Here is a 22,217-nt window from a genome sequence, read left to right as displayed (position 1 = left end):
GCGCGGTCGGCCACCGCCGGGTGCAGCCGGGTCGTCATCGCCGCCACGGCCCAGCGCAGCTGCGGGGAGCGGGGACTCCAGGTGCCGAAGGCACTCGTCCACCGGCGCTTCCAGGAGCCACCGTGGTCCGGCCCAGGGCCGCGACAGCCCGATGGCGAGCTCGGCGATCCCCGCCTCCTCGTCGCCCGCCCCCGCACCCGCTTCGATCTCCGCCGAGCAGCGCGGCCCGGCGCTCGTGGGACAGCCGGCGGCTGAACAGCAGGCGACACCGGACGAGTCCGTCCCGGTCGGCTTCCAGCAGGTCACGCGACTCCTCCGGCAACCCGGGGTGGCCGACGAGCACCGCGCGCACCTCGCTGTCCGGGTCACCGGCCAGCTCGACTGCGAGCGCTGCGGACAGGCCCACATGCGCAACGGTCAACGCCCGGGTCGCCGGATCGGCCGGCAGCCGCTCGTGCAGGTCCTGCGGCGGTGCCGGGCACCTCGGACGGCAGGCGGCGGCCCTCACCGACGGGTCCTCGTCGGCGAGCAGAAGCCGCACCGTCCGCGGAGGCAGGACCGCGACCTGAGTGGCCAGGGCAGCCCGTACCCCTGGATCCGGATCCGCCACCGGGAGGTCCCGGATCGAGGCCGGCGCCTCGTGCCGGGCCACCGCCGCCCGGACCCGCGCATCACCGTCCGCAGCGAGCAGCTCAGACAGGTCGGCCGCCAGGCCGTTGCGGGGCACCCCGCTCCGTACCTCGGGATCGGGGTGCCGCGCAAGGCGCCGGAGGACCGCCTGCGGCAGATGCTCGTTCATCGCGAGCGCGGCGTCGACATCCCGGTCTCCGAGCCGCAGCATGGTGTCGGCCACCTCCGAGTCGACCTGCGGATTGCTCCAGGCGATCTCCTGCGCGGCTCCGGTAAGCCCCGACAGGCGGCACAGGACGTCAGGGGTGGCCGATCGATTGACGATCAGCCCTTGCAGAGCGGCTTGCCGCTGGGCCGCGCCCAGCGGCGGCAGTTCGGTGGTCACAGAAGCATGCTGCCGGGCCCTCTTGGCCCCCGGACAGCCAGCGCGAAGCTCGACCTGCCGGCCGGAACCCACCTCACGTCCACCGCAAACGGCGCCGAAATTCGCCGATGCCGAAGACAACCCCGTCATGCGGATGCGGCCGGGCACCGTGACCGACGCCCAGGGCAGCAAGCACGCCTACAAGCTGACCGTCGGCGGGAACACCCTGACGCAGACCATCGAAGGCGCCCCGGGCGAGACGATCGAGGGAACCGAGACCCTCGGTTACTGAGCGCCGACATGCCATGACCGGCCCGTAGCCGGAGGCGTCGCCGGGCCAGGGTGTGCTGAGGGTGCCTGGTTTCCCCTCGGGGACGATACTGAAGGTCACGGTGCGTGGAGGCGACATGCGTGAACCGGAGCGTCGTGGCCCGAAGCCCGCCTCGGTGCCCGTCATCGAAACGGCAGCGGTCGTACTCGACGACGCAGGTGTGGTCATGGCCCGTTCGGAGCTGGCTGCGACCCTGCTGGAATGTTCGCCGGGTCAGATCTGTGCTTCCCTGCTGGGGCTCCTGCCGCGCGCCGGTACGGAGGCGGGTCAAGAGGTTCCGGTTCCTGTGGTCTCTCTGGACTGCACGGTCGTCCGGCTTGCAGCTCGGACTCCCGGCGCTTCCGGCGCCGCCGCGCAGTGGCTCGTCCTGGTCACCCCGGCGGAAACCGCGGTGGAGGCAGCGGAGCGAGATGCGCGGCGACGCCGGACGGGGCTGTCCCACGCCGCCGCCGAGGGCATCGGCGCATCCCTGGACGTGATCGAGATGGCCGAGACCCTCGCGAATCTGCTCGTTCCTGATTTCGCCGACCTGGCGACCGTGGACATCGCCGAGCAGGTACTGGTGGGCGACGAGCCCCCACACCTTGACACCAGCGGCGACGTCCGCCTGCGCCGGACCGCCGCTGCGCAGAGCCCCGAGATATCAGCCGAGAACCTCCTGGCGGTTGGAGAGGCGCTTCCTCCAGTGACGGACAGTACGTTGATGCGCCCCCTCATGAAGGGGCTGCCCGTGCTGGTGCCGGACGTCGCCATCCTGCACGCGAAACTCGGCGTGGATCCGGAGAGCCTGCCGTTGCTCGTTCCGAGCGGGGCGCACTCCTCCGTTGCGGTGCCGCTCTACGCCCGAGGCCTGATCCTCGGCTGCGTCACGGTCTGGCGCAGTCAGTTGCCCTCCGCGTTCAGCGAAGAGGACGCTGCCCTGCTGCAGGACGTCGCATCGAGGGCCGCGCTCGGCGTGGACAACGCACGCCGCTACACGAAGGAACACCGGTCGGTGGTGGCCCTGCAGCGAAGCCTGCTGCCGCGCTCGGCCTTGGATTCCGCGGCTGCCGAGACGGTGGGCGTATACCAGCCGGCGGGTGGCGGCGTCGGGGTCGGCGGGGACTGGTTCGACGTGATCCCACTGCCCTCGTTGCGCGTCGGGTTCGTCGTCGGGGACGTCGTCGGCCATGGACTCGATGCCACCGCGGCCATGGCGCGACTGAGGACCGCGGTGCAGGCCCTGGCCGACCTCGATCTGGATCCGGGTGAGCTGCTCACGCACCTGGACGACCTGGTGCTCGGTCTCTCCAGCGAGGAGATGACCGGCGATTCCCGCTCCGAGACGGCGATGCTCGGGGCGACGTGCCTGTACGCCGTCTACGACCCGGTGACAAGGAAATGCACCGCCGGCACGGCGGGACACCCGCCGCCCGCCCTGGTGTCGCCCGGTGACGAGCCGACTTTCGTCGGTATGACGCCGGGACCGCCGCTCGGAGTCGGCGGAATGCCATTTGAGGTCACGGAGTTCGAAGTACAGCCCGGCAGCATGCTCGCGTTCTTCACGGACGGACTCGTCGACAGCCGCGACGGCGACATCGAGGAGGGAATGGAGAGGCTGAGGAGCTCGCTCGCCGGCGCGGACCCGAGCCGGACCCTGGGCGAGATCAGCCAGAGCATCTTCGACAGCGTGCTGCCCCAAGAGCCCGCCGACGACGTCGCTCTGCTGCTCGCCCGCACCCACGCCCTCTCGCCGGATCAAGTCGCCGAGTGGGAGCTCGAACCCGACCTGTCCCTCGTCGCGCACGCCCGTGAGCTGGTGGTGGGCCAGTTGGGCGACTGGGAGTTGGACGAACTGGGCTTCGTGACGGAGCTCGTCGTCAGCGAGCTGGTCACGAACGCGATCCGATACGCGGGCGGACCCGTGAGGCTCCGGCTGATCCGCGACCGGGTGCTCGTGTGCGAGGTGTCCGACCCCAGCAGTACTCAGCCGCGCCTGCGCCGCGCACGGGAGTCGGACGAAGGCGGGCGTGGCCTCTTCCTCGTGGCCCAGCTCACCGACCGCTGGGGCTGCCGGTTCACCGGTAGCGGGAAGATCATCTGGACGGAGCAGCCCATAGGAGGGCTTCTCGTCTAGGGCCTGTGTGATGGTGGTGGCCGATCTGGTGTCCACCCGCAGCACGACACCCCCGTCCTCCTGTGTCGTGGAGGCGGGGGTGTCGGCGTACCTGGGTGCAGGCCCTTTGCAGGGTCAGGTCATGCAGTCATGCAGTCAGGCGGTCATGCAGTCAGGCGGTCAGAAGGTGAGCTTGAAGTCGGTGATGGTGCCGACGTCCGCGGCGCCCTTGTCCTGGACCTTCAGCTTCCAGGTGCCGTTGGCCGCGACGGCCGAGGCGTTGACGGTGTACGTCTTGTCGAGGTTCGCCGCGGAGTCCGAGGAGGAGTTCTGCAGGCGGAACGACGTCCCGTTGGGCGCCACGAGGTCGATCTGGAGGTCACCGATGTAGGTGTGGGTGATCTTCACGCCGACCTTGAGGGCGCTCGGCGCGTTGCCGGTGACACCGGTGACGCTGACCGACGAGGTGACCGCGGGCCCCGGGGAGTCCGGGATGGCGACCTGGCCGGTGCTCTCGAAGACGTTGCCCGGGGTGGGGGTGCTGCCGTTCGAACGGGCGCCCACGTTGACGGCGGCCCAGGCGTCGGTGATGTTCTTGACCTCGGCGCTGCCGGCGCCGTACAGCTCGGTCGCCGCGGCGATCGTGCCGTCGCGGGCGCCCTTGTAGTCGGTGCTGGAGTTGAACTTGGTGGTGAGCGCCTTGTACCAGATCAGCTGCGCCTTGTCCCGGCCGATGCCGGTGACGGGCAGACCGTCGGAGGTGGGCGAGTTGTAGTTGACGCCGTTGACAGTCTTGGCGCCGGAGCCCTCGGAGGCCAGGTAGAACCAGTGGTTCGCCGGGCCGGAGGAGTAGTGGACGTCGAGGCTGCCGATGCCCGAGTACCACGCGTCCTTGGAGCCGCCGTCCTTGCTCGGCTTGTCCATGTAGCGCAGCGGGGTGCCGTCGCCGTTGATGTCGATCTGCTCGCCGATGAGGTAGTTGCCCGGCGCGCTGGAGTTGTTGGCGTAGAACTCGACCGAGGTGCCCATGATGTCGGAGGTCGCCTCGTTCAGGCCACCCGACTCGGCGCTGTACTCGAGACCGGCGGTGGCGGCGGTGACGCCGTGCGTCATCTCGTGACCGGCGACGTCCAGTGAGGTCAGCGGGTCGTTGTTGCCGGTTCCGTCGCCGTAGGTCATGCAGAAGCAGCCGTCGTCCCAGAACGCGTTGACGTACGCGTTTCCGTAGTGGACCCGGGAGTAGGCGGCGACGCCGTCGCCGCGGATGCCGGACCGGCCCAGGACGTTCTTGTAGAAGTCCCAGGTGACCCCGGCGCCATAGGCGGCGTCGGCGCCCGCGGTGGCGGCGTTGGAGTTGGCTCCGTTGCCCCAGGTGTCGGTGGACTGGCTGAACAGCGATCCCGTGCCGGACGTACCGTGGTTCAGGTTGTACGTCTTGTGGCTGCCGCGGCCCGTGTCGTTCAGCGTGAAGTTCGAACCGGACTTCGAGGTGCCGAGGGTGACCTGGCCGCTGTAGTGGGTGTTGCCGACACCGGTCTCGATGCCCTGCCACTGGTGGAGCTTGGCGCCGGTCGTGGCATCGGTGATGACGTGGAGCTGGTTGGGGGTGCCGTCGTCCTGGAGCCCGCCGATGACGGTCTCGTAGGCGAGGGTCGGCACGCCCTTGGCCATCCACACGACCTTGCGGGGGGCGGCGTCGGCCTTGGTGGCCTTGGAGCCGACCGCCTTCGCGGCGTCGAGGGCCTGCGCGGAGGCGGCCGCCGGAGCGTCGGCCGGGGCGGAGGTGGAGACGCCCGCCAGCTGGGCGTCGGACGCCTTGCTGACGCTCTGCGTCGCGTTGGCCGCCGTACGGCTGACGACCAAGTCGCCGCCGAGGACCGGGAGTCCCTCGTACGTGCGCTCGTACCGGGTGTGGGTGGTACCGTCCTGGTCCTTGACCACATCGTGGACGAGGAGCTTCTCCTGGGAGGTGAGGCCGAGCTCCTTGGCCGTCGCGGCCGTGGTGCTCTGGGCCTTCGCTATGAGCTCGGCGCGCTGGGACGGGGAGAGCTGTGCGGGCAGCGCGCCCGGGTTGCGCACCGGCTGGCCCTCGGGGGCGGCGGCCTTCGCGGACTGCTCGGGCTGCGCGCTGGCGCTGCCTGCCTGGACACCTACGGTGAGCAGGGCTGCTGCGGCGAGCAGGGCACCGGTGGCGGTGGCGTTACGACGAGGCGTGGACTTCACGCTGACTCCTTCTGCCTGTGGGGGGTTACCGGGCGGCTGGGATGAGGCCGGCCGGGCAGAGCGATGCGGAGCTGGTCCGTGCGGGGATGGGGAGAGAGTGTCAGCGATCGCGATCATTGTCAGGAGCGCGTCATGAATCAGCCGAATCGAGTCCGGATTTCGCCGTTGACTGTTCGCTGAGCGGACGTTCTGGGTGGGTGATCGGCTGCTTCGGGCACGCCCGAAAGGGCTGACCTGGGGCGGGACTTGCTCCGGCCGGGGGTGCGCAGTTGCCGCGGGCGTTCGCCGGTGGCCTGGGGGTGGTGGTGCAGGCGGCCGTGGAGGCGGCGTACTGCGCAATCAGGTAAAGCGTTCGGCATCAAGCGTCAAATAGCCTTGTCCTGCACATGACTTGCCGGGTGAGATCGCGGAAGCCGCTCTGCGCGGCGCCACCCCCCAGGGAGTCTGCAATGCATCCAGTTCGTCGTACGTGGTCGCGTTCCGCAGCCGCCACGGCCGCTGCCGTCGGCCTCGCGCTCACCGCGATGGCGGCCGCCCCACTGACCGGTACCGCGACCGCCTCCGCGCCGCACGCCCCAGCGGTCCCGCGCACCGTGGCCCGTCCGGCCGTCGCGGGACACCAGCTGATCCGCTCCGTGGGCAGCCCGCTCTCCATCGAGGAGTGCCGGACCAAGTGGAAGATCGCCTGTTACACCCCGCTGCAGTACCGCGAGGCGTACCACCTGAACCCGCTGTACAAGGCGGGCATCACCGGTAAGGGCCGCACGATCGTCATCGTGGACTCCTTCGGCTCGCCGACCGTCCAGCACGACCTGGACGTCTACAGCAAGCAGTTCGGGATACCCAGCACCAAGGTGGAGGTGGTCAAGTGGGGCAACGTCCCCGCGTGGGACCCGAAGAACGCCGACATGCTGGGCTGGGCCGGCGAGGCGACCCTCGATGTGGAGATGGCGCACGCGGTGGCGCCGGACGCGAAGATCGTCCTGGTGGAGACGGCGGTCGCGGAGACCGAAGGCACCACCGGCCTGCCGGAGATGATGGACGCCGAGAAGTCCCTGATCGACCGCGGCATCGGCGATGTGATCACGCAGAGCTTCGGTGCGACCGAGAACACCTTCCCCGGTTTCGACAAGGGTGACTTCTCCAGCATCAAGAACCTGCGCTACGCCTTCGAGGCCGCGGCGCGCAACCACGTCACCGTGCTCGCCTCCTCCGGCGACGGCGGAGCCACCGACTACAACGCCGACGGCAGCGCCTACTACGACCACCCCGTCAACTCCTGGCCCTCCTCGGACCCGTTGGTGACCTCCATCGGTGGCACCCAGCTGCACCTGAACGACGCAGGCAGGCGGACCGCCCCCGAGAGCGTCTACAACGACAACGGCGCGGGTGGCGGAGGCCAGTCGCACGTGTTCAAGCGTCCGGCCTTCCAGAACGGAGTCAAGGGCATCGTCGGCGCGCAGCGCGGCACCCCGGACATCTCGATGGCCGCTGCGGTCGACGGCGGCGCGTGGATCTACACCAGCTATGACCCGGCGTCCGCCGGCTGGGACGTCTCCGGCGGCACCAGCGAGTCCAGCCCGCTGTTCTCCGGGATCGTGGCCCTGGCCGACCAGGCTGCGGGCAAGCGCCTGGGGAACATCAACGAGGCGCTGTACTGCCTGTACGGGCGCTCCGCCTATGACCGTTCCACCGGCCTCGTCGACGTCAATGACGGTACGAACAACAGCTACGAGGGCGTCACGGGCTACACGGCGGTGAACGGCTACGACATGGCCACCGGCGTCGGCACGCTGGACGCGGCCCGCTTCGTACCCGCCCTCGCCCGCGAAGGACAGCGCGGCTGACGGTTCGCTCCGACAGCCCGGCACGGGTGCGCTGCCGCAGGAGGCAGCGCACCCGCGCCCTACTCGCTGCGAAGCTGGCCACAACGAGCAACTGAGCACGGTGGCGGAGTCTGCGCAGCCCCGCGCCCACTCCCGCAGCGCGGGCCACGGCACGCGCCCGACCTGTCCGCAGCGAGTCCGCGGGCAGGTCGGCTTTCCGGCGTCGGGGCTCTTACGATCTTCTTAGGATTGCTTCCTACTCTCGCCGCTCATGACGACCCGACGACTCTCCGCCGTGCTCGGCGTTCTCCTTGCCGCGGCCCTCGCGCACCCCGGCCTCGTGCCGACGGCCGCGGCGGCTCCCGCCGGCTCCGGGCACGCGGCACGGACCCAGGCTCCGGCCCAGTACCTCTATTCCTCGATCGGGGACTTCGACACCGAAGTCAAGCCCTTGATCGAGCGGCCCGACATCGCAGGTGTGCAGGTGGTCGTGGCTTGGAAGGCCCTGGAACCGCAGAAGGACCAGTACGACTTCTCCGCGATCGAAGAGGCCCTCAGCTACCTCCAGGCCCGTCACAAGAAGCTGTTCGTCCAGGTACAGGACCGCTTCTTCAGCGCTCCCACACGGCTTCCGAACTACCTGCTCACGGACCCGGAGTACGCCGGCGGCGCCGCCCCGACCACGAACGAGAACGGACTGGGGCCCGGCGAACCCGGAGCCGTTGCAGCCCAGTGGAACCCCGAGGTGCGCCGACGCTTCCAGAGCCTGCTCAAGGCGCTCGCCGACCGCTTCGACGGGCGTCTGGCAGGGGTGAACCTTCCGGAGACCGCCACCCAAGTGGATCTGGGAAAGGACCACAGCGGCTACACCGACGAGTCGTACTTCCGGGCCGAACTCGACAACATGGCCTTCGGCGCCAAGGTCTTCAAGCGGACGCAGTTCATCCAGTACGTGAACTTCTGGCCCGGTGAGTGGAACAACGACCACGGCTACATGGCGAGGACCTTCGAATTCGCCAAGGCCCACGGCGTGGGTCTGGGCGGACCGGACGTGTTGCCGAACCGCCAGGCGCAGATGGAGAACTCCTACCCCTTCTTCGAACGGTACCGCGGGCTGCTCCCCATGGTGGCGATGGCTGTGCAGGAACCGGACTTCGAGTACACCAACCCCTCGACCGGCAAGCCGTACACCAAGAAGGAGTTCGTCGACTTCGGCGGCCGGCGTCTGGGTGCGGACGTGATGTTCTGGGCGACCAGCGCCCCCTGGCTCCACCAGACGGCGTCCTGACGCCCGAGCCGCTGACGGCGGGCGAATCGTCACCGCGATCGCCCGACCGGCCTGACTCGGACCGTGGGGAACCCCCGATCGCTTCCGGATCCTGCACACCGGTTGAGACCAGGACCTACGCCCCGGCCAGCCAGGCGACGGCCGCCCGCAGCTCCTCCGGCGTGCCCGGCGCCAGGGCCGACAGACGCTCCGGGCGGCCCAGGAGCCGCCGGTGGGCCGGGGTGAGCACGGCCTCGGCCAGCAGCCAGCCGCTGAGGGCGTGCGGGTCCGTGGGGGACCGGCGCAGGGTCTCGGCGTAGAGGTCCTGGGCCGTGCGCGGGACCCCGGCGACGAGCTGGGCATCCGCACCGGCCGGCGTGAGCGGCGGATCGCGGTGGAGACGGGCGCGGGGGTCGTGCCACGGACCCGGCGGGCCGGCCAGGACCGGCTGGTGCGCACCGGTCGGCGGGGGAGTGTCTCCCGCGGCGAACGCCGAGGCCAGCGCAGTCCGTTCGGGCTCGTCGCAGCGCAGGTTCCGCAGCCGCCACTCGACGAGGTGGCTCAGCGCGGCGGCCCGCGCCCGCTCCGCCGTCCGCGGTGCCACGGGCTCGCGCAACCAGCCGTCGAGGGTGGCCGCCAGCCCGCGCAGCAGCCGGGTGCCGGGTGTGGTCAGCCGGGCCCGGGTCAGCAGCGTACGGACGATCAGCCGGGTCTGCAGGCGGCGCAGCGCGAAGTGGAACGCCGCGATCCCGGGGTCCACCCCCGGGTCCGTCATGCGGTCACGCCAGAAGCCGGTGACCCCCGTGAAGGCGTACGCGCCGTGCAGCAGCCCGGTGGTGTGGCGCGGATCGGGCCGCCATGGAGCGTAGTGGATCTCGGCGCCGTCGTCGTGGAGCAGAGGGAAGAGATGGAGCAGCGCGCCGAGCTTGCTGTGCTGGAACTCGTGCACCATCGCCTCGGCGAGCGCCAGCGCGTCGGGCGGACGGGAGACGACCATGGAACCGAAGGCGTCCGACGTGGTCGCGCTGACCAGTACGTCGGTGGGCGCGGGGCCCGGCGCGGTCGATGCCGTACGGGTCGGCCCGCCCGGCTCCGCGAGGTCCGCCGGCACGATGCGCCGGACCTCGGCCACCCGCAGCCCGCCCGGCCCGTCCGGCGAGGACCCCTCCAGGATGGCCGCGGCCTCGGTGAACAGCCGTTGCCAGCGCTCCGCCTCCGCCCCGGACAGCGGCTGCGGGCTGACCGGTTCGTCCAGGTCGCGGTAGGGGTCCAGGTCGTCCAGCCAGGTCGACGTACCGGCGAAGGTGCGCGATGGGGTCCAGTGGCTGCGCCAGGCCTCGTCCAGCGGGCGGACCAGGATCGTGCGGCCGCCCGAGGTCAGGTGCAGATCGCCGCTCCGCAGCCGGGCCCGCCCCGTGCCGAAGCCCTGAAGACCGCCGATCCGGGCCAGGCCCAGGGTGGGCAGGGACAGGCCGCCGTCCCGCAGGGGCACGTCCAGTTCGACATCCAGCCCGGCAAGGATCCGCGCGGTCAGTGAGATGGCGCAGAGGTGCCCGGCGTCCGCCCACAGCGGCGGGCCGCCCGTCGTGCCGTGGAGACGGCGCACCATGTGCGCCGTCCAGCAGCCCATGTGCGGGCTCATCAACAATGTCTCGCACGCGTCCGGTTCTGCCTCGGCCGCCTCGGCGAACAACTCCCAGACCGGTGCGGCCGGGCCCAGTTCGCCCAGTGCGTCCGGGAGTTCGTTCAGCCGGTCGAGCAGTTCACCCAGGAGCATCAGGCGCCTGGTGCGTTCGCCCCGGACCAGGAACGCGACTGCTTCGGCGGAGCCGCCGCCCGAGGCGAGTTCGTCGAACCGGGCGCCGGGCATCCGTAATCGCGCTTCGTGCTCCTGCGACGCCATCTACTCGGCCCTGGCCCCGCCGGTCGGATTGCTGTGCCCCATGGTGTTGCTCCGGGCACGGCGGGCCTGGGCGAGCAGCCGTCGGCTGCGCAACTGTGCGGGAACGCCGCGCATCGCGGCGAGGCTCACCCCGGTCAGATCCGCGAGATCGGATTCGACGTGCTCCGCGCGGTCCGCACCGGGATGGTCCGCGTTGGCCGGCTCATGCAACGTGCTTCCCCCTTCAAGTGCCCCGTTCCCACCGATCGGACGGGACGTACCGCCGGCGCTGCCGGAGTCACCTCCATGATGACGAACGGGAGCTGTACCGAAAAGCCCATGTGATCAAGCCATCTGACGATGCCCCGGCCCTTCACCCGGCGGGTCGCGGTCCGGCACACGCGTGGACGGCCGCCTCCAGGGCCACGGCCCGCTGCTCGTCATCGTCCAGCAGAGTGACCGCGGCGTGGAGCAGCCACAGCTCTCCGGGCACCTCGCTCAGGGCCCGGACGATCCCGATGAGGTCGGTGCGCGGTTTGGCGTGCCTGCGCATCCGTTCCACGGTGCGGGTGGCCCCGCCCAACTCCGTGACGATCGACTGCCGTTCCTCGGGGTCGGTCATCATCGGGTAGGCGAGCAGGGCGCCGATCAGGCGTTCCATCCGCTGAGCGGGTGTGTTCGCCACCCCCACGGCAGCCCGCGGTGCCGCCGTCGCGGGGGTCGGCGGCGCCGGGTGCTCGGACCGCTGGGGGCCGTAGAGCCAGACCATCGGCAACTGGTCGGTGCGCCGCTCGGCCCGCAGTCGCTCCACCCGCTCCTGGACGTCGCCGAACAGTGCCTCCGGATCCGGCCACTGAGGCGCACCCGCGCCGACCACGCCGCGCCTGCTGTCAAGGGCCTCCAGGACACTGGCCGAGAACAGACCTGTGCCGCGCCCGGGATCGTTCGTGGCCCGCTGTCCCCGGGTCGCCGCCAGCAGCAGCGTCTGCTGGTGGGACTGCACCCGCCGTCCCACGGGCAGGGTCTCGGAGGGCAGCGTGTGCTCGAAGCCGTACTCCTCCTCGAACGTCTGGCAGGCGTCCACGATCCAGATCTGCCGGCCGAAGCCGGGCAAGGTGTCGCTCGCCAGGGTCCGGCGCATCGAGTCCAGGTCGAGGTTGCGCTTGTCGGCGGTGGTGGCGTCCGCGCAGAACAGCCGCAACCGCTCCGCCCGGTCCAGCACCCCGTGCCCGCCCCACCACACCCACAGCGCCTCGCCCCGCAGGGAGTGCAGCCCGGACACCACCAGCCGGCGCAGCGTCGCGTGGTCGGCGGGCCGGTACGGCACGCCCGGGTCGGTCAGCGGGTCGAGGTGGAGCAGGATGTTCTGCTCCGGTACGCCGGCACGCAGCAGCCAGGAGCGGAACCGCAGGGCGTCCCCGGCAGGCCCGGGCAGTTCCCAGCCGGACCCGGCGGCGTACCGCTCGATGCCCACGACCACTGCGAAGGTGCGCTCCGGCGCGGGAGCCGCGGTCCCCGTCACGACAACCGGGCCGCGATCTCGCGGTAGACGGCCGGATTGGTCCAGTAGGCGCTGTGCGCGGCCGGGAACGGCTGCCGGTTGTCGACCTCGACGTCGGTGACCCGGTCGGGGAACAACCCCGCCCCGAGGTAGCCGAGCAGGTCCCGCCGGTCGTATACGTTCAGCCAGTCGGGCACGTGGCGCGGCAGCGGCTCCGGGTGGGAGAGCCCGGGCAGGGCCCCGCTCTCGTAGAGGAACGGCCCCTGGGACCCCACCGTGACCAGCAGTTCCACTTGTGGCAGCGGAGTGCTGACCAGGGTGTCCAGGGCGATGATGCCGCCGAGGCTGTGCCCGACCACGACCACCGGCGCCGGCAGCTCCTCGATCAGCTCGCGCAGCCTCCGCCGCAGCGCCCCGCCCCGGGCCAGGTACCGCATGATGTCGGCGGCGGCCGGATGGGCGGCCTCGGTCAGCGCCCGACGGCGCCGGACCGCGGCATGTGAGGCGAGCCGGAGCGCCGGCCGGGCGAGCAGGGCTCCGAGGCCGCGCTCGGAGCCCGCCGGCCGGGCCCCCATGAGTTCGGCCAGAGCGGCCACGGCCGCGTCCCGCGCCTCGCCGTCGGGGACGACGGGCGCGTCCTCGGCGAGTACGGCGGACAGCGCCGCCGCGACCACCGCCCGGGCCAGCAGCCGGGCGAGGTCCTCGTCGTCGGGCAGGCCGCTCGCGGCCCGGCCGGGCAGAGGGCTGCGGGTGAGCGCCAGAGCGGCCTCGGCCAGGTGCTGTTCCGGTACACCGGTGCGTTCGGCGACATCGGCGACCTTCCCTTCGAGGGCGGCCAGCAGCGCCCGAGGCCGCTCCCCCGGGATCGCGGCGCCGAGGGGCAGCTCGCCGGGGGCGGCCGGGCCGTCAGCGGCGACCAGCGTCAGTTCGACGAGCGGATCGCGGTACAGGTCGGCCCAGCGCTCGCTGTCGGTGTCCTCGGCCGGGGCCGCGTCGGGCGACTCGCCGAGGCCGCCGCGGCTGCGTCCGCCCGGCTGCGGCAGGGACAGGCCACCGGCCGCCAGCGTCGCGCCGAACTCCCCGCCCCAGTAGAACGGTACCGGGCGGACGTCCGGGGCCACGGCGCGCAGCCCGGCCGAGAAGCGCCCGTACAACTCCGAGAACCCGGGCTCCCGGACCCCCGTGCCGTGGATGAACAATGCCGTCGTCATAAGTCCCCACCCCCGACGTCAACCAGTCGCCGTGAACGCGATCGTGGCACATTACGAGCCGTCAACTTGGCAGTATGCTGAAATCGTGCCCCTCGACCCCGGGTGCGCGCTCTTTGGTCTGCCGTGCACCCGCCGTGGCCGTTCCGGCCCGGCGCCGGACTCCTCGAGGGGGACCGTATGGGTACTGATGCGATGATCACCCATCTCGTCGGCGCCACCGCGCTCGTCCTGGTCGTCGCCCACACCGCGGGCTGGCTCGCCCGGCGGTGGCGACAGCCCACGATCATCGGGCAGTTGATCGCCGGCATCGCCCTCGGCCCGACCATGCTCGCGGGGCTCTCCCCGGAGCTGTCGCGGATCCTGTTCCCCCCGGCGCTGGGCCCGGTGCTCACCGGGCTCTCCCAGATCGCCCTGGTCCTCTTCCTGTTCGCCGTCGGCTACGAACTCGATCTCGGCGTGGTCAGGGGCCGGGCCCGTACCGTGGTGGCGGTCTCGCTCGCGGCGTTCGCGCTGCCGATGGCGGCCGGGTGCGCCGCCGCGCTGGTCTTCCACGACCGGCTGGCGGAGCTGGGCGCGCCCCAGGAGATGTCCGCGGCCTCGGTGCTGTTCTTCGGCGTGGCGCTGTCCATCACGGCCGTGCCCGTCCTGACGGCCATAGTCCGCGAGAACGGCCTGGCCGGGACAGTTCCCGGAATCGTCGCCGTCGCCGCCGCCGGGGTGATCGACGTCATGGGCTGGACCGTCCTGGTGGGCACGCTGCTGGAGACCGAGGCGAAGGGCGGGCTCTCCCGGCCGGTGCGGCTGGCACTGCTGCTCGGGTTCACGGCCGTGATGCTGCTCGCCGCCCGGCCGGTCCTGCGCCGCCTGTTGTGGCGCTCGGGGGTCGATCCCTCGGTGCGGCTCGCCGTCCTGGTGGGCTTCGCGTTCGCCTCGGCCTGGGTCACCCAGGCCCTCGGGCTGCACGTCATCTTCGGCGCCCTGCTCGCCGGCGTGGTCACCCCGCGGGAGGACGGAGGCACCCTGGATCCGGACCTGGTCCGGCCGCTGCACGACATCGGCATGCTGCTGCTGCCGTTCTTCTTCGTGGTCTCCGGCCGCAGCGTGGAGATCGGCGCGCTCGACTCCGAAGGTGTGGTCGCGGTGATCGCCGTGACCCTGCTCGCCGTCACCGTCAAGGTGGTGAGCGGGACCGTTGCGGCCCGGCTCGCGGGCCTGGACCGGCACGATGCCCGGACCGTGGGCGTCCTGCTCAACACCCGTGGTCTGACGGAGCTGATCGCGCTGAACGCGGGACTGCAGGCGGGTCTGCTCAGCGGCCGGCTCTACACCGCGCTGGTGCTGATGGCCCTGGCGACCACCGTGGCCACCGAGCCCCTGCTGGCCCTCGTACGCCGCCTGCGGGCGCGCGCGGAGGGCGCGGGCGGGGACACTTCACCGCCACCACCCCGCACCCCGGTCGACGCATCTTCCGCCGAGGCCCTCTGACACCGTGTACGCGGCGGCGTAGGGCGGCACCGCGGCGCACGGCGTCCGTACGGCGGCACTCCGTCCACTCCGTACGGAGTGGACGGAGCGGACGGAGTGCCGCCGTACGGCGCCTACAGGGGCATCGGCGCGATGTCGCACTCGATCCGCTGGTGCAGCCGGGCCGCCACCAGCCACGGGTGGTCCGGGCCGAGCACCCGGGTCATGCCCTCCACGGCGTCGGCGTTGAGCTCGTCGGCCTCCCGGATCCGGCCGAGCCCGCGCAGGTCCAGGGCCAGGTTCGCCCGGCAGGAGAGGGTGAGCGGGTGGTCGGGGCCGCAGGTGCGGACGAACTTCGGCAGGTTCTCCTCGTCGATGGCGCGGGCCGCGTCGAAGTCCAGCTTGGCGTATTGGTTGTTCGCCAGCCCCAGGACGGCGGTCAGCGTGAAGGTGTGCATCTCGCCGAGGGTCTCCCGGAATGTGGCGGTGGACTCCAGGTCCAGTGCCTCGGCCTCCTCGACCTCGCCGAGGGCACGCAGTGTCGCCGCCAGGTTGGTCATCGTGATGAGGGTGAACGCGTGCTGCGGGCCCAGGGTCGTCCGGTAGCGCTCCAGGGTCTGCAGGCCCAGCTCGCGGGAGGCGGTGAAGTCCCCGCGCAGCCGCCGGTCGACGGTGGCGTTCACGGCGCAGGCCAAGGTGTCCGGGTACTGGGCACCGTAGCGGAGGGTGAACCGCTCCAAGGTCTCCTCGGTGAGGTCCGAGGCCTCCTGGAGGGCCGCGTCCCGGCGCCGGCACACCGCCAGGTTGCGGGCGGCGCGGATGGTGGCCGCGTTGTCCTCGCCGAAGACCGTGCGGTAGATCCTGTACGTCTCCTCCTGCATGACCCGGGCGGCCGGGTAGTCGCCGCTCTCGCGGATGTCGATCGCCAGGCCGTTCATCGTGTTCAGCGTCAGGCCGTTGGTGGTGCCGTAGAGGATGTCCCACTGCCGGGCGGTCTCCTCGTCCAGCTCCCGGGCCGCCGCGAACTGACCGCACGCCCGCAGGGTCACGCCGTAGCTGTGGGCGGCCAGCAGGGTGGCGGGCTCCTCCGGGCCGATCAGGTCACGGGCCCGGCTGTCGGCCTCCTCGTCCAGCGCGCGGGCGGCGTAGAAGTCGCCCTTGTAGCGCAGGGCGCCGGCCATCTGCGTCATCGAGTCGATCAGGTCCTCCTCGGGAACCGAATCCCGCCGCGAGATCTCCAGCACCTTCTGGAACAGCTCCAGGGCCTGCGTGACGCCGCCGGTCTGGAGCAGCAGGAACCCCAGGAGCTTGCCCATCACCAGGACCTGCGCGTCCTCCTCGCCGGACCGGGCGGTCCATGTCCGCCACGCTTCCTGGGCCATTTCGGTACCGGTTTCGTGCGCGCCCCAGTAGTAGAGGTAGAGCACCATGGACTTGATCAGTTCGCGGCCCCACGGGTCGGAGGTGCGGACCGCGCCGCTCGCCATCACGTGCGGAAGCAGAGCCTGGTACGCCGGCCACTGGTCGGGTGAGTTGGGCGCCCCCGGCGCGGCGGTGGCCAGCAGCAGGTGCGCCGCGCGCCGCAGGTCCTCGGTCCGGCTCTCGTCGAGCCCGGCGGCGAGTACCGCCTGCATCAGACGGTGGATGTGCAGGGTGCCGTTCTTGTGGTCCAGCTTGATCAGCGACAGCTTGCTGAGGTCGCGGGTGGCCCGTGCCAGCAGCACCGGGTCGCGCAGCACCGGGTCCAGTTCCGGGGTGATGTCGACGTTGCGGGTGCCGCGCAGGATGCTCAGGGGGATCGGCTCGGGAGCCATGCAGGCACAGATCTCCAGGAGCTGGCGGGCGGCCGGGTTGCTGTCGGCCAGCTGGTCCAGGGAGATGTTCCACGCGGCGGCGACCGAGACCGGATAGTCCGGAGACGGGTCGAGCTCCAGGATGCCGGGTCGGCGCTGGTCCAGCAGGTCCAGGTACTGGCCGACCGGCATGCCGGTGGCGGCGTGCCAGGCGCCGGCCTGTTCGATCGCGAGCGGCAGGTCGCCCAGGGCCTCGGCGAGGCGGTCGGCGTCCCCGTGGCTGAGGTCGCGGGCCCGGCGCTGGAGCAGGGCGATGCTCTCCTCGCGCTCGAAGACGTTGACGGTCAGTGGGGAGGCGACCCGCTCCCAGTCGCGGTTGCGGGAGGTGACGATGATCTTGCCGGGGCCGCCGGTGGGGAAGTAGCCGCGGACCGTCTCGATGTCCTCGGCGTTGTCGAAGACCAGCAGCCAGTTGTCGTGCGGTCGTCCGGTGCGCAGCGCCTCCCGGACGGCGGGCACCGCGGTGTTGGCCTGCGGGCCGACCTCCAGGTTCAGGGCGCGGGCGAGGTCGACGAGGGCTCCGAGGATGAGGTTCTCCCGCTCCGCGGGGATCCACCAGATGACGTTGTACTCGTGGCTGTGCCGGTAGATGTACTCGATGGCCAGCTGTGACTTGCCGACCCCGCCCATGCCATGGAGGGCGTGCGGGAGCACCGCAGCCGTCTCGTCCGACATTAGCTGATCCTCGACGGCCGCCAACAGGCTCTCCCGGCCGGTGAAGTTGGGGTTCTTCGGCGGGACGTTCCCCATGACCCTCGGCTGGCCGGAGCGGACGAAGAGAGTTTGGGACTTGGTGTCCATGATCGGTTCAGCCTTCCGGACTGCGGGGTCTGAGGGGTCGGTGGTGGTCGGCACACGTTCTCCAGGGGAAGCGTCGTCGTTCGCGGGGACGGGGATCTCCTGGGGAGGTATGCCCTCTCTTGGAAGGTCGGGTACGCCGGGAGGGCCGGAGCCACCCGCCGTGTTGACGGTGGGGTCCGTACTGACGCCGCCCGGCCCGGCCCCGCCCGGCCCGCCGCCGACGGCGGCCAGGACCCGGTCGGCGCGCCGGGCGTACGGGCCCGAGAGGGCCTTGAGCACGGCCAGTTCGACGCGCAGCCACGGCCGGTCGGCGGCCGTCGCCTCCGGCAGGGCGGCGTGCTCGGGGTCCTGCAGCGCGGCCCGCAGCCGTACGCCGCGCCCGCGGGCGCTCGGCAGATCGGCGAACAGGCTCACGGTCCGGGCGAGCTGGCTGCGGGTACCGGTGGCGAGCAGCGCCTCCCGGATGCCCTCGGCGAAGTCGGGGCGGCCGTCGGAGCCCGGGCCTTCCCAGTCGATCAGCCCACCCATCAGCAGCTCGGCCACGTGCCCGGGACCGGCCTCCGGCACCGCCCGGTCGCGCAGCTCCTCGATCAGCTCGAACTCGAAGGGCAGGGCGGCCAGATGGGTGGCCAGCCGGCGTGCGGTCGGCGTGGCCAGCGAGAAGAACCGGCGGACCGCGGCCTCGGCGGCCTCCGCGGAGCCGGGCCCCTCCGTCCGCGGCGGCCGCAGCCCCGGCGTCGGCCGGCCCTCGGCCAGTGTCCCGGCCAGCAGGAAGGGCAGCGTCCGGCGTACGCCGAGCTCCCCGGCCACCAGCTCGGCCCAGGCAGTGAACGACTCCGGTTTCAGACTCAGTACGGGCACGGGGACGACCGGCTTGCCCTCCGCCCCCCAGGGCGGCTCCCCGGCCGGGTCCTCGTACGCGGGGCCGTGGCCGATCCGGGTATTGGGCGCGCCGAAGCCGCCCGCCTCCAGCTCCGCGCGGTACGGCGCGGCGGAGGAGCGGTGCCACAGATAGGTGGGCAGCAGGTGCACCAGCGCCGTGGGCCCGCTGCGCGCCAGCCGCATCAGCAGGTCGTCCGCCGCCGGTCCGGCCCAGCCGTGCGCCAGCCCGTCGGTGACCAGCAGGTGCACCCGGGAGCCGCGCGCGTCGATGACCTCCGCCGGATCACCGGTCCCCTCCCCGGGCCAGCGCAGCCGGGCCCGGCCGCTCGGGGGTAACTCCAGCCGGACCGTGCGCACGTCCCGGAACGCGCCGCTGCGGGCCGCCTCCACCGCGATCGCGGCGATTCGCTGCTGCCAGATCCGCATGGTGGGTGCCGCGTCGACGAGCAGCACGAGGTCGAACGCCTTCTCGGTGGCCGGCCGCAGGTACGGAATCCAGAGGTTGTCGGAGATGCCGTACCGGGCGGTGCGTTCCTCGTCCAGTTCCATGCGGTGGCGGGCGGGCAGGCTGCGGCTGAGCAGGTGCAGCGCCTTCGCCAGGCGCAGCGGCACCGGTCTGCGGGCCCGCCGGGCGGCGGGGGCGACGGGCACGGTGCGGCCGGCCTCGGCCTCGGCTTCGGCCCCGGTCTGCCGGAGGCCCGCCGGGCCGTCCTCGTCCGAACGGTCGGACGGGGACGGGAGCGTGACGAGGGAACCGGTGGCATCGTCCGGGCCCCGCACCGGCTCGGCCTGCGGCGGGCCGCCGGGCATGCTCGGGGGCGGGGTCACGTCACCGGCCAGCCCCGGGTCGAGTTCCGGTGCGTGCTCCGGGTCGTCCTCCGGGGCGTTCTCCGTGGGAGGGCACTGCTCCTCGGCGGCCGGCGCCGGGGCCGCGGCCCGACGGGCCGCCGCGAGCCAGACAGCGTCGGCGACCTCCCGCCAGGTCGGACCGTCGCCGGAGGCACCGTCCGTCCCGGTACGGGCGTCGGGTGCGCGCTCCCTGGGAGTGCCGTCCATCAGCGGCCTTTCGCGAGGTCGCGCAACAGCAGTTCAATGAGCTTACGCCCGTCGGAGTCCGCCTGGAAACCACCCGCTGTGGTCATATGGACAGCATTGAGCAACTGGTCGACCGACTGTGTGCCTCCGGTACGTACCCGCCGCTCGAAGTCGTCGATCAGTGCGTCCACCGCTTCGGGCCTGCTCCGCAGGTGGCTGACCACGATCGAGACGAGCTGCTCCCGGCTGGGCGGACGCATCTCCAGCGGCAGACAGCGGCGCCGGAAGGCGGCCGGAAACTCCCGTTCCCCGTTGCTGGTGATCACCACGAGCGGGAACTCCCGGCACTCGACCCGGCCGTCGACGATCTCGGCCCGGCCGTCCGGGTCGTCCGTGAACACGCTGACCGTCGGCAGGGCGCTGCGGATCAGTTCCGGGACCGTGTAACTGCCGTTCTCCAGGACGTGGAGCAGGTCGTTGGGCAGGTCGATGTCGCTCTTGTCGAGCTCGTCGATCAGCAGGACGCGGGGGCGGGCGTAGGCGAGCAGGGCGGTGCCGACGGGGCCGAGGGTGACGAAGTCGCCGAGATAGGGCGCGAGTTCGGGCCCGGCGTCGGGCGGTAAGGCGGGCGTCGAGGGTACGCGCGTCGAGGGTACGGGCGAGCCGGGGAGCCCCGCGGCCGGGGCCGGCCTGTCGGCGCCCGCCCGCCAGGCCGCGATGGCCTGGGCCCGGCCGATGGAGTCGTACTCGTAGAGCCCGTCGCGCAGCGTGGTCCGGCTGACGATGCTCCACTGGAGCACCCGCCCGAGGCCCAGTTCGCGGGCGACCAGATAGGCGAGGGTCGACTTGCCTACCCCGGGCGGACCGGACACCAGCAGCGGACGGCGCAGCAGCAGCGCGGCGTTGACGGTGTCGATCTCCTCGTCGCGCAGTCCGGGCCGGGCGTCGTGCGCGCCCAGACGGCGGTGCAGGGCACGGTCGTCGTCGGCGGGGGCGGGCTGGAGCGGCGCGCCCAGGAACTCCCGCCAGGGCGGGGCGGGCGGGATCGTCGGCGGGTCACCGGCCGGTGGCGCGCCGGTCGCGTGGAAGACGTGCCAGGATCCGCCCGGCGCGGTACCGGTGCTGCCGCCGGCGGCCGGGGCGGTGTCGTGCTCCGGCTTCTGTTCCTGCTCGTACTCGGTCACGCCGGTACCTCCTCGCAGTCGATGAGCCGAAACGGGTCATCGTAGAAGAACGCCACATGGCGGCCGGGCAGTTGCATTCCGTGCAATTCGGTCTCGGCCTTCATGCGCAGCCGGTGGATGGTGCCGGGCAGCTGGGTCGTGGGATAGCCGACGAGCATGTCGAGCGGGGTGCCCAGCGCCTGCGGCGCGGGGTCCCGACGGTCCCAGAGCGCCACGCCGATGCCCTCGGCGATGGCCGCCTTCAGCGGTTCCAGGGCCTTCCCCTCCAGGGCGGGGGCGCCGAGCGTCACCGCCGTCAGCTGCTGGTCCGCGACCAGCTTGTTGCGCCAGATGCGCAGCCCCGTCGTGGTCGGATCGGCACCCGTCCAGGAGTGCGGGCGGGCGGCGCTGGCCGCCCGCAGGGTCTGCCAGCGCAGCCGCCAGCGGCGCAGCTGGGCCGGGTCGCGGGTACGCATCCGCTCCAGGCTGCGCAGGTGGACGTAGTAGCGCAGCCCTATGGGGACCGGCTCGTCCTCGCCCGCCTCGCGCAGCCCCAGGCCGGCCACGTCGTGGTTGAGCATGCTGTATGGAAGGACGAACTCGATGTGGATCGGGCTGGGGTCCTCGCCGGCACTGTCCGCGTCGGCCCAGTGCGCCTCACCGCGCCGGACGGCCCGCTCCACCGCCGTGCCCAGGGTCGGCGGGGTGGCCCGTTCCAGGGCGCCCGAGACCGGGGCCCAGTGGCCGGCGGTCCGGTTGACCCAGTGCCGCACGTAGATGTCGGGCGAACCGTCGAGGGCTGGATCCACCATGACGATCAGACAGCGGGGAACGTCCCCGCCGGTCGGCCCCGTGGTGCCCGGCCGGCCCGGGGCGTCCAGCCGCTCGCGCCGCCGGCGCAGCGCCTCGTCGGTCCCCGCTCCCGCGCCGGACGCCCAGGCCTCGCACCACTCCCGAAGCCGGCGCCGCCGCTCGCTGTCCTGCGGCATCAGCTCGGCGACGCACTCCAGCAGGACCACGGCGGGCGGCAGTCCGCCGGCCTGGGCGTTGAGGTCGACCAGGTGGTCGAAGAGCTGGCCGGGCATGAGTCCGCCGGGCAGATCCAGCCGCAGCTCCCGTCTCAGCCGGTCCAGCAACTCGCCCGCGTCGACTCCTGTGTGCCCGGCGAGCAGCGCCCGGGCGGCCTTGAGGTCACTGTCCTCGAATGCGCCGAGCAGGGGCAGCGCCGAGGAGGACCCGGGCTCCCAGGCCCGTAGCACCCGCTCCCGCACACGCCCGGCGACGTCACTGCCCTCGTGCAGCTCGACGGCGTAGAGGAGCGCGTCCACGGCCGTCTCCACGTCCTGCTGGTCCCGTAACACCGCCTGCACAAGGGCGACCGTATCGTTCCGGGCGTTCTTGCCGGGCAGATCCAGGACTCTTTCGAGGTATCCGCCGACACTCTGGCCGAACAACAGCCGCTCGCTGGGGTCCCGGACGCAGTCCAGCGCACTCAGCTCGTCCACGAGCGCCATCCGCAAGCGCGCCTTTTCCCCAACGCCCAACCGCACCACCACGTTCCCCACCCCCGACCGTCCCCCAGAAGTCGGCACGAGTCCCCTCGCTGGTTGGCGAAATTATCACGGGGCCTTCCTTGCCACCAGAAGAACTGATCAATCCCCTGGGATAGTTCCGCAAAAAATTCAGGGC

General features: G+C 71.9%; 14 protein-coding genes. 5 read left to right on the top strand and 9 right to left on the bottom strand.

All coding sequences use genetic code 11. The features are described 5' to 3' along the window. Positions 1 to 34 precede the first annotated feature (34 nt). A complete protein-coding gene (locus ACIQU4_RS18765; protein ID WP_403731556.1) occupies positions 35 to 1,015 on the bottom strand; it encodes a hypothetical protein in 981 nt (326 codons plus the stop codon). A 127-nt stretch (positions 1,016 to 1,142) separates the two neighbouring features. Here ACIQU4_RS18765 and ACIQU4_RS18760 point away from each other — a divergent pair, with 127 nt between their 5' ends. Together ACIQU4_RS18760 and ACIQU4_RS18755 are read left to right on the top strand one after the other, a co-directional pair. After that, entirely contained in the window at positions 1,143 to 1,286 is a 144-nt protein-coding gene (locus tag ACIQU4_RS18760) for a hypothetical protein (protein WP_403731554.1), read from the top strand. 115 nt (positions 1,287 to 1,401) lie between these two features. Then, positions 1,402 to 3,441 (top strand): SpoIIE family protein phosphatase, encoded by a 2,040-nt coding sequence (locus tag ACIQU4_RS18755; RefSeq protein ID WP_403731552.1) that lies wholly within the window; start codon positions 1,402 to 1,404, stop codon positions 3,439 to 3,441. 159 nt (positions 3,442 to 3,600) lie between these two features. Here ACIQU4_RS18755 and ACIQU4_RS18750 read toward each other — a convergent pair whose 3' ends face one another. Continuing rightward, complete coding sequence (locus tag ACIQU4_RS18750; protein ID WP_403731550.1) at positions 3,601 to 5,643, bottom strand: M4 family metallopeptidase; 2,043 nt, start codon at positions 5,641 to 5,643, stop codon at positions 3,601 to 3,603. Between the two features lie 449 nt (positions 5,644 to 6,092). Here ACIQU4_RS18750 and ACIQU4_RS18745 point away from each other — a divergent pair, with 449 nt between their 5' ends. After that, complete coding sequence (locus tag ACIQU4_RS18745; protein WP_403731547.1) at positions 6,093 to 7,490, top strand: S8 family serine peptidase; 1,398 nt, start codon at positions 6,093 to 6,095, stop codon at positions 7,488 to 7,490. 250 nt (positions 7,491 to 7,740) lie between these two features. Beyond that, positions 7,741 to 8,757: a hypothetical protein gene (locus ACIQU4_RS18740; protein ID WP_403731544.1), complete on the top strand. Its 1,017-nt coding sequence runs from the start codon at positions 7,741 to 7,743 to the stop codon at positions 8,755 to 8,757. A 115-nt stretch (positions 8,758 to 8,872) separates the two neighbouring features. Here the strand turns inward: ACIQU4_RS18740 and ACIQU4_RS18735 are convergent, their stop codons facing one another. The 4 genes from ACIQU4_RS18735 to ACIQU4_RS18720 all read right to left on the bottom strand — a co-directional run bounded on the left by ACIQU4_RS18735 (position 8,873) and on the right by ACIQU4_RS18720 (position 13,330). Continuing rightward, positions 8,873 to 10,639 carry an HEXXH motif domain-containing protein gene (locus ACIQU4_RS18735; protein ID WP_403731541.1) on the bottom strand — a complete coding sequence of 589 codons (1,767 nt, stop codon included), beginning with the start codon at positions 10,637 to 10,639 and terminating at the stop codon, positions 8,873 to 8,875. Further along, positions 10,640 to 10,849 carry an aldo/keto reductase gene (locus ACIQU4_RS18730; RefSeq protein ID WP_385575349.1) on the bottom strand — a complete coding sequence of 70 codons (210 nt, stop codon included), beginning with the start codon at positions 10,847 to 10,849 and terminating at the stop codon, positions 10,640 to 10,642. 142 nt (positions 10,850 to 10,991) lie between these two features. Continuing rightward, on the bottom strand, positions 10,992 to 12,140 hold the full coding sequence (locus tag ACIQU4_RS18725; protein ID WP_403731538.1) for a caspase family protein: 1,149 nt from the start codon (positions 12,138 to 12,140) through the stop codon (positions 10,992 to 10,994). After that, on the bottom strand, positions 12,137 to 13,330 hold the full coding sequence (locus ACIQU4_RS18720) for an alpha/beta fold hydrolase (protein WP_403731535.1): 1,194 nt from the start codon (positions 13,328 to 13,330) through the stop codon (positions 12,137 to 12,139). Before ACIQU4_RS18720 ends, ACIQU4_RS18725 begins: the two co-directional genes overlap by 4 nt. 177 nt (positions 13,331 to 13,507) lie before the next feature. Here ACIQU4_RS18720 and ACIQU4_RS18715 point away from each other — a divergent pair, with 177 nt between their 5' ends. Further along, on the top strand, positions 13,508 to 14,815 hold the full coding sequence (locus tag ACIQU4_RS18715) for a cation:proton antiporter (protein WP_403731532.1): 1,308 nt from the start codon (positions 13,508 to 13,510) through the stop codon (positions 14,813 to 14,815). Positions 14,816 to 14,928: 113 nt separating this feature from the next. Here ACIQU4_RS18715 and fxsT read toward each other — a convergent pair whose 3' ends face one another. The 3 genes from fxsT to ACIQU4_RS18700 are packed head-to-tail and all read right to left on the bottom strand — an operon-like array spanning position 14,929 to position 22,042. Next, positions 14,929 to 19,386 carry an FxSxx-COOH system tetratricopeptide repeat protein gene (gene fxsT, locus ACIQU4_RS18710; protein WP_403731529.1) on the bottom strand — a complete coding sequence of 1,486 codons (4,458 nt, stop codon included), beginning with the start codon at positions 19,384 to 19,386 and terminating at the stop codon, positions 14,929 to 14,931. Further along, positions 19,386 to 20,549, bottom strand: a complete 1,164-nt coding sequence (locus ACIQU4_RS18705; protein ID WP_403731524.1) for an AAA family ATPase — start codon at positions 20,547 to 20,549, stop codon at positions 19,386 to 19,388. The genes fxsT and ACIQU4_RS18705 overlap by 1 nt, the downstream gene beginning before the upstream one ends. Continuing rightward, positions 20,546 to 22,042 (bottom strand): hypothetical protein, encoded by a 1,497-nt coding sequence (locus ACIQU4_RS18700; protein WP_403731522.1) that lies wholly within the window; start codon positions 22,040 to 22,042, stop codon positions 20,546 to 20,548. Before ACIQU4_RS18700 ends, ACIQU4_RS18705 begins: the two co-directional genes overlap by 4 nt. Positions 22,043 to 22,217: the final 175 nt, after the last annotated feature.

Origin of the sequence: Streptomyces sp. NPDC090741 (assembly GCF_044769045.1) — a bacterium.
In the GTDB taxonomy this organism is placed as follows: domain Bacteria; phylum Actinomycetota; class Actinomycetes; order Streptomycetales; family Streptomycetaceae; genus Streptomyces.
Note: the sequence above shows the minus strand (reverse complement) of the source record. Positions and strands in the feature narration are given on the sequence as shown.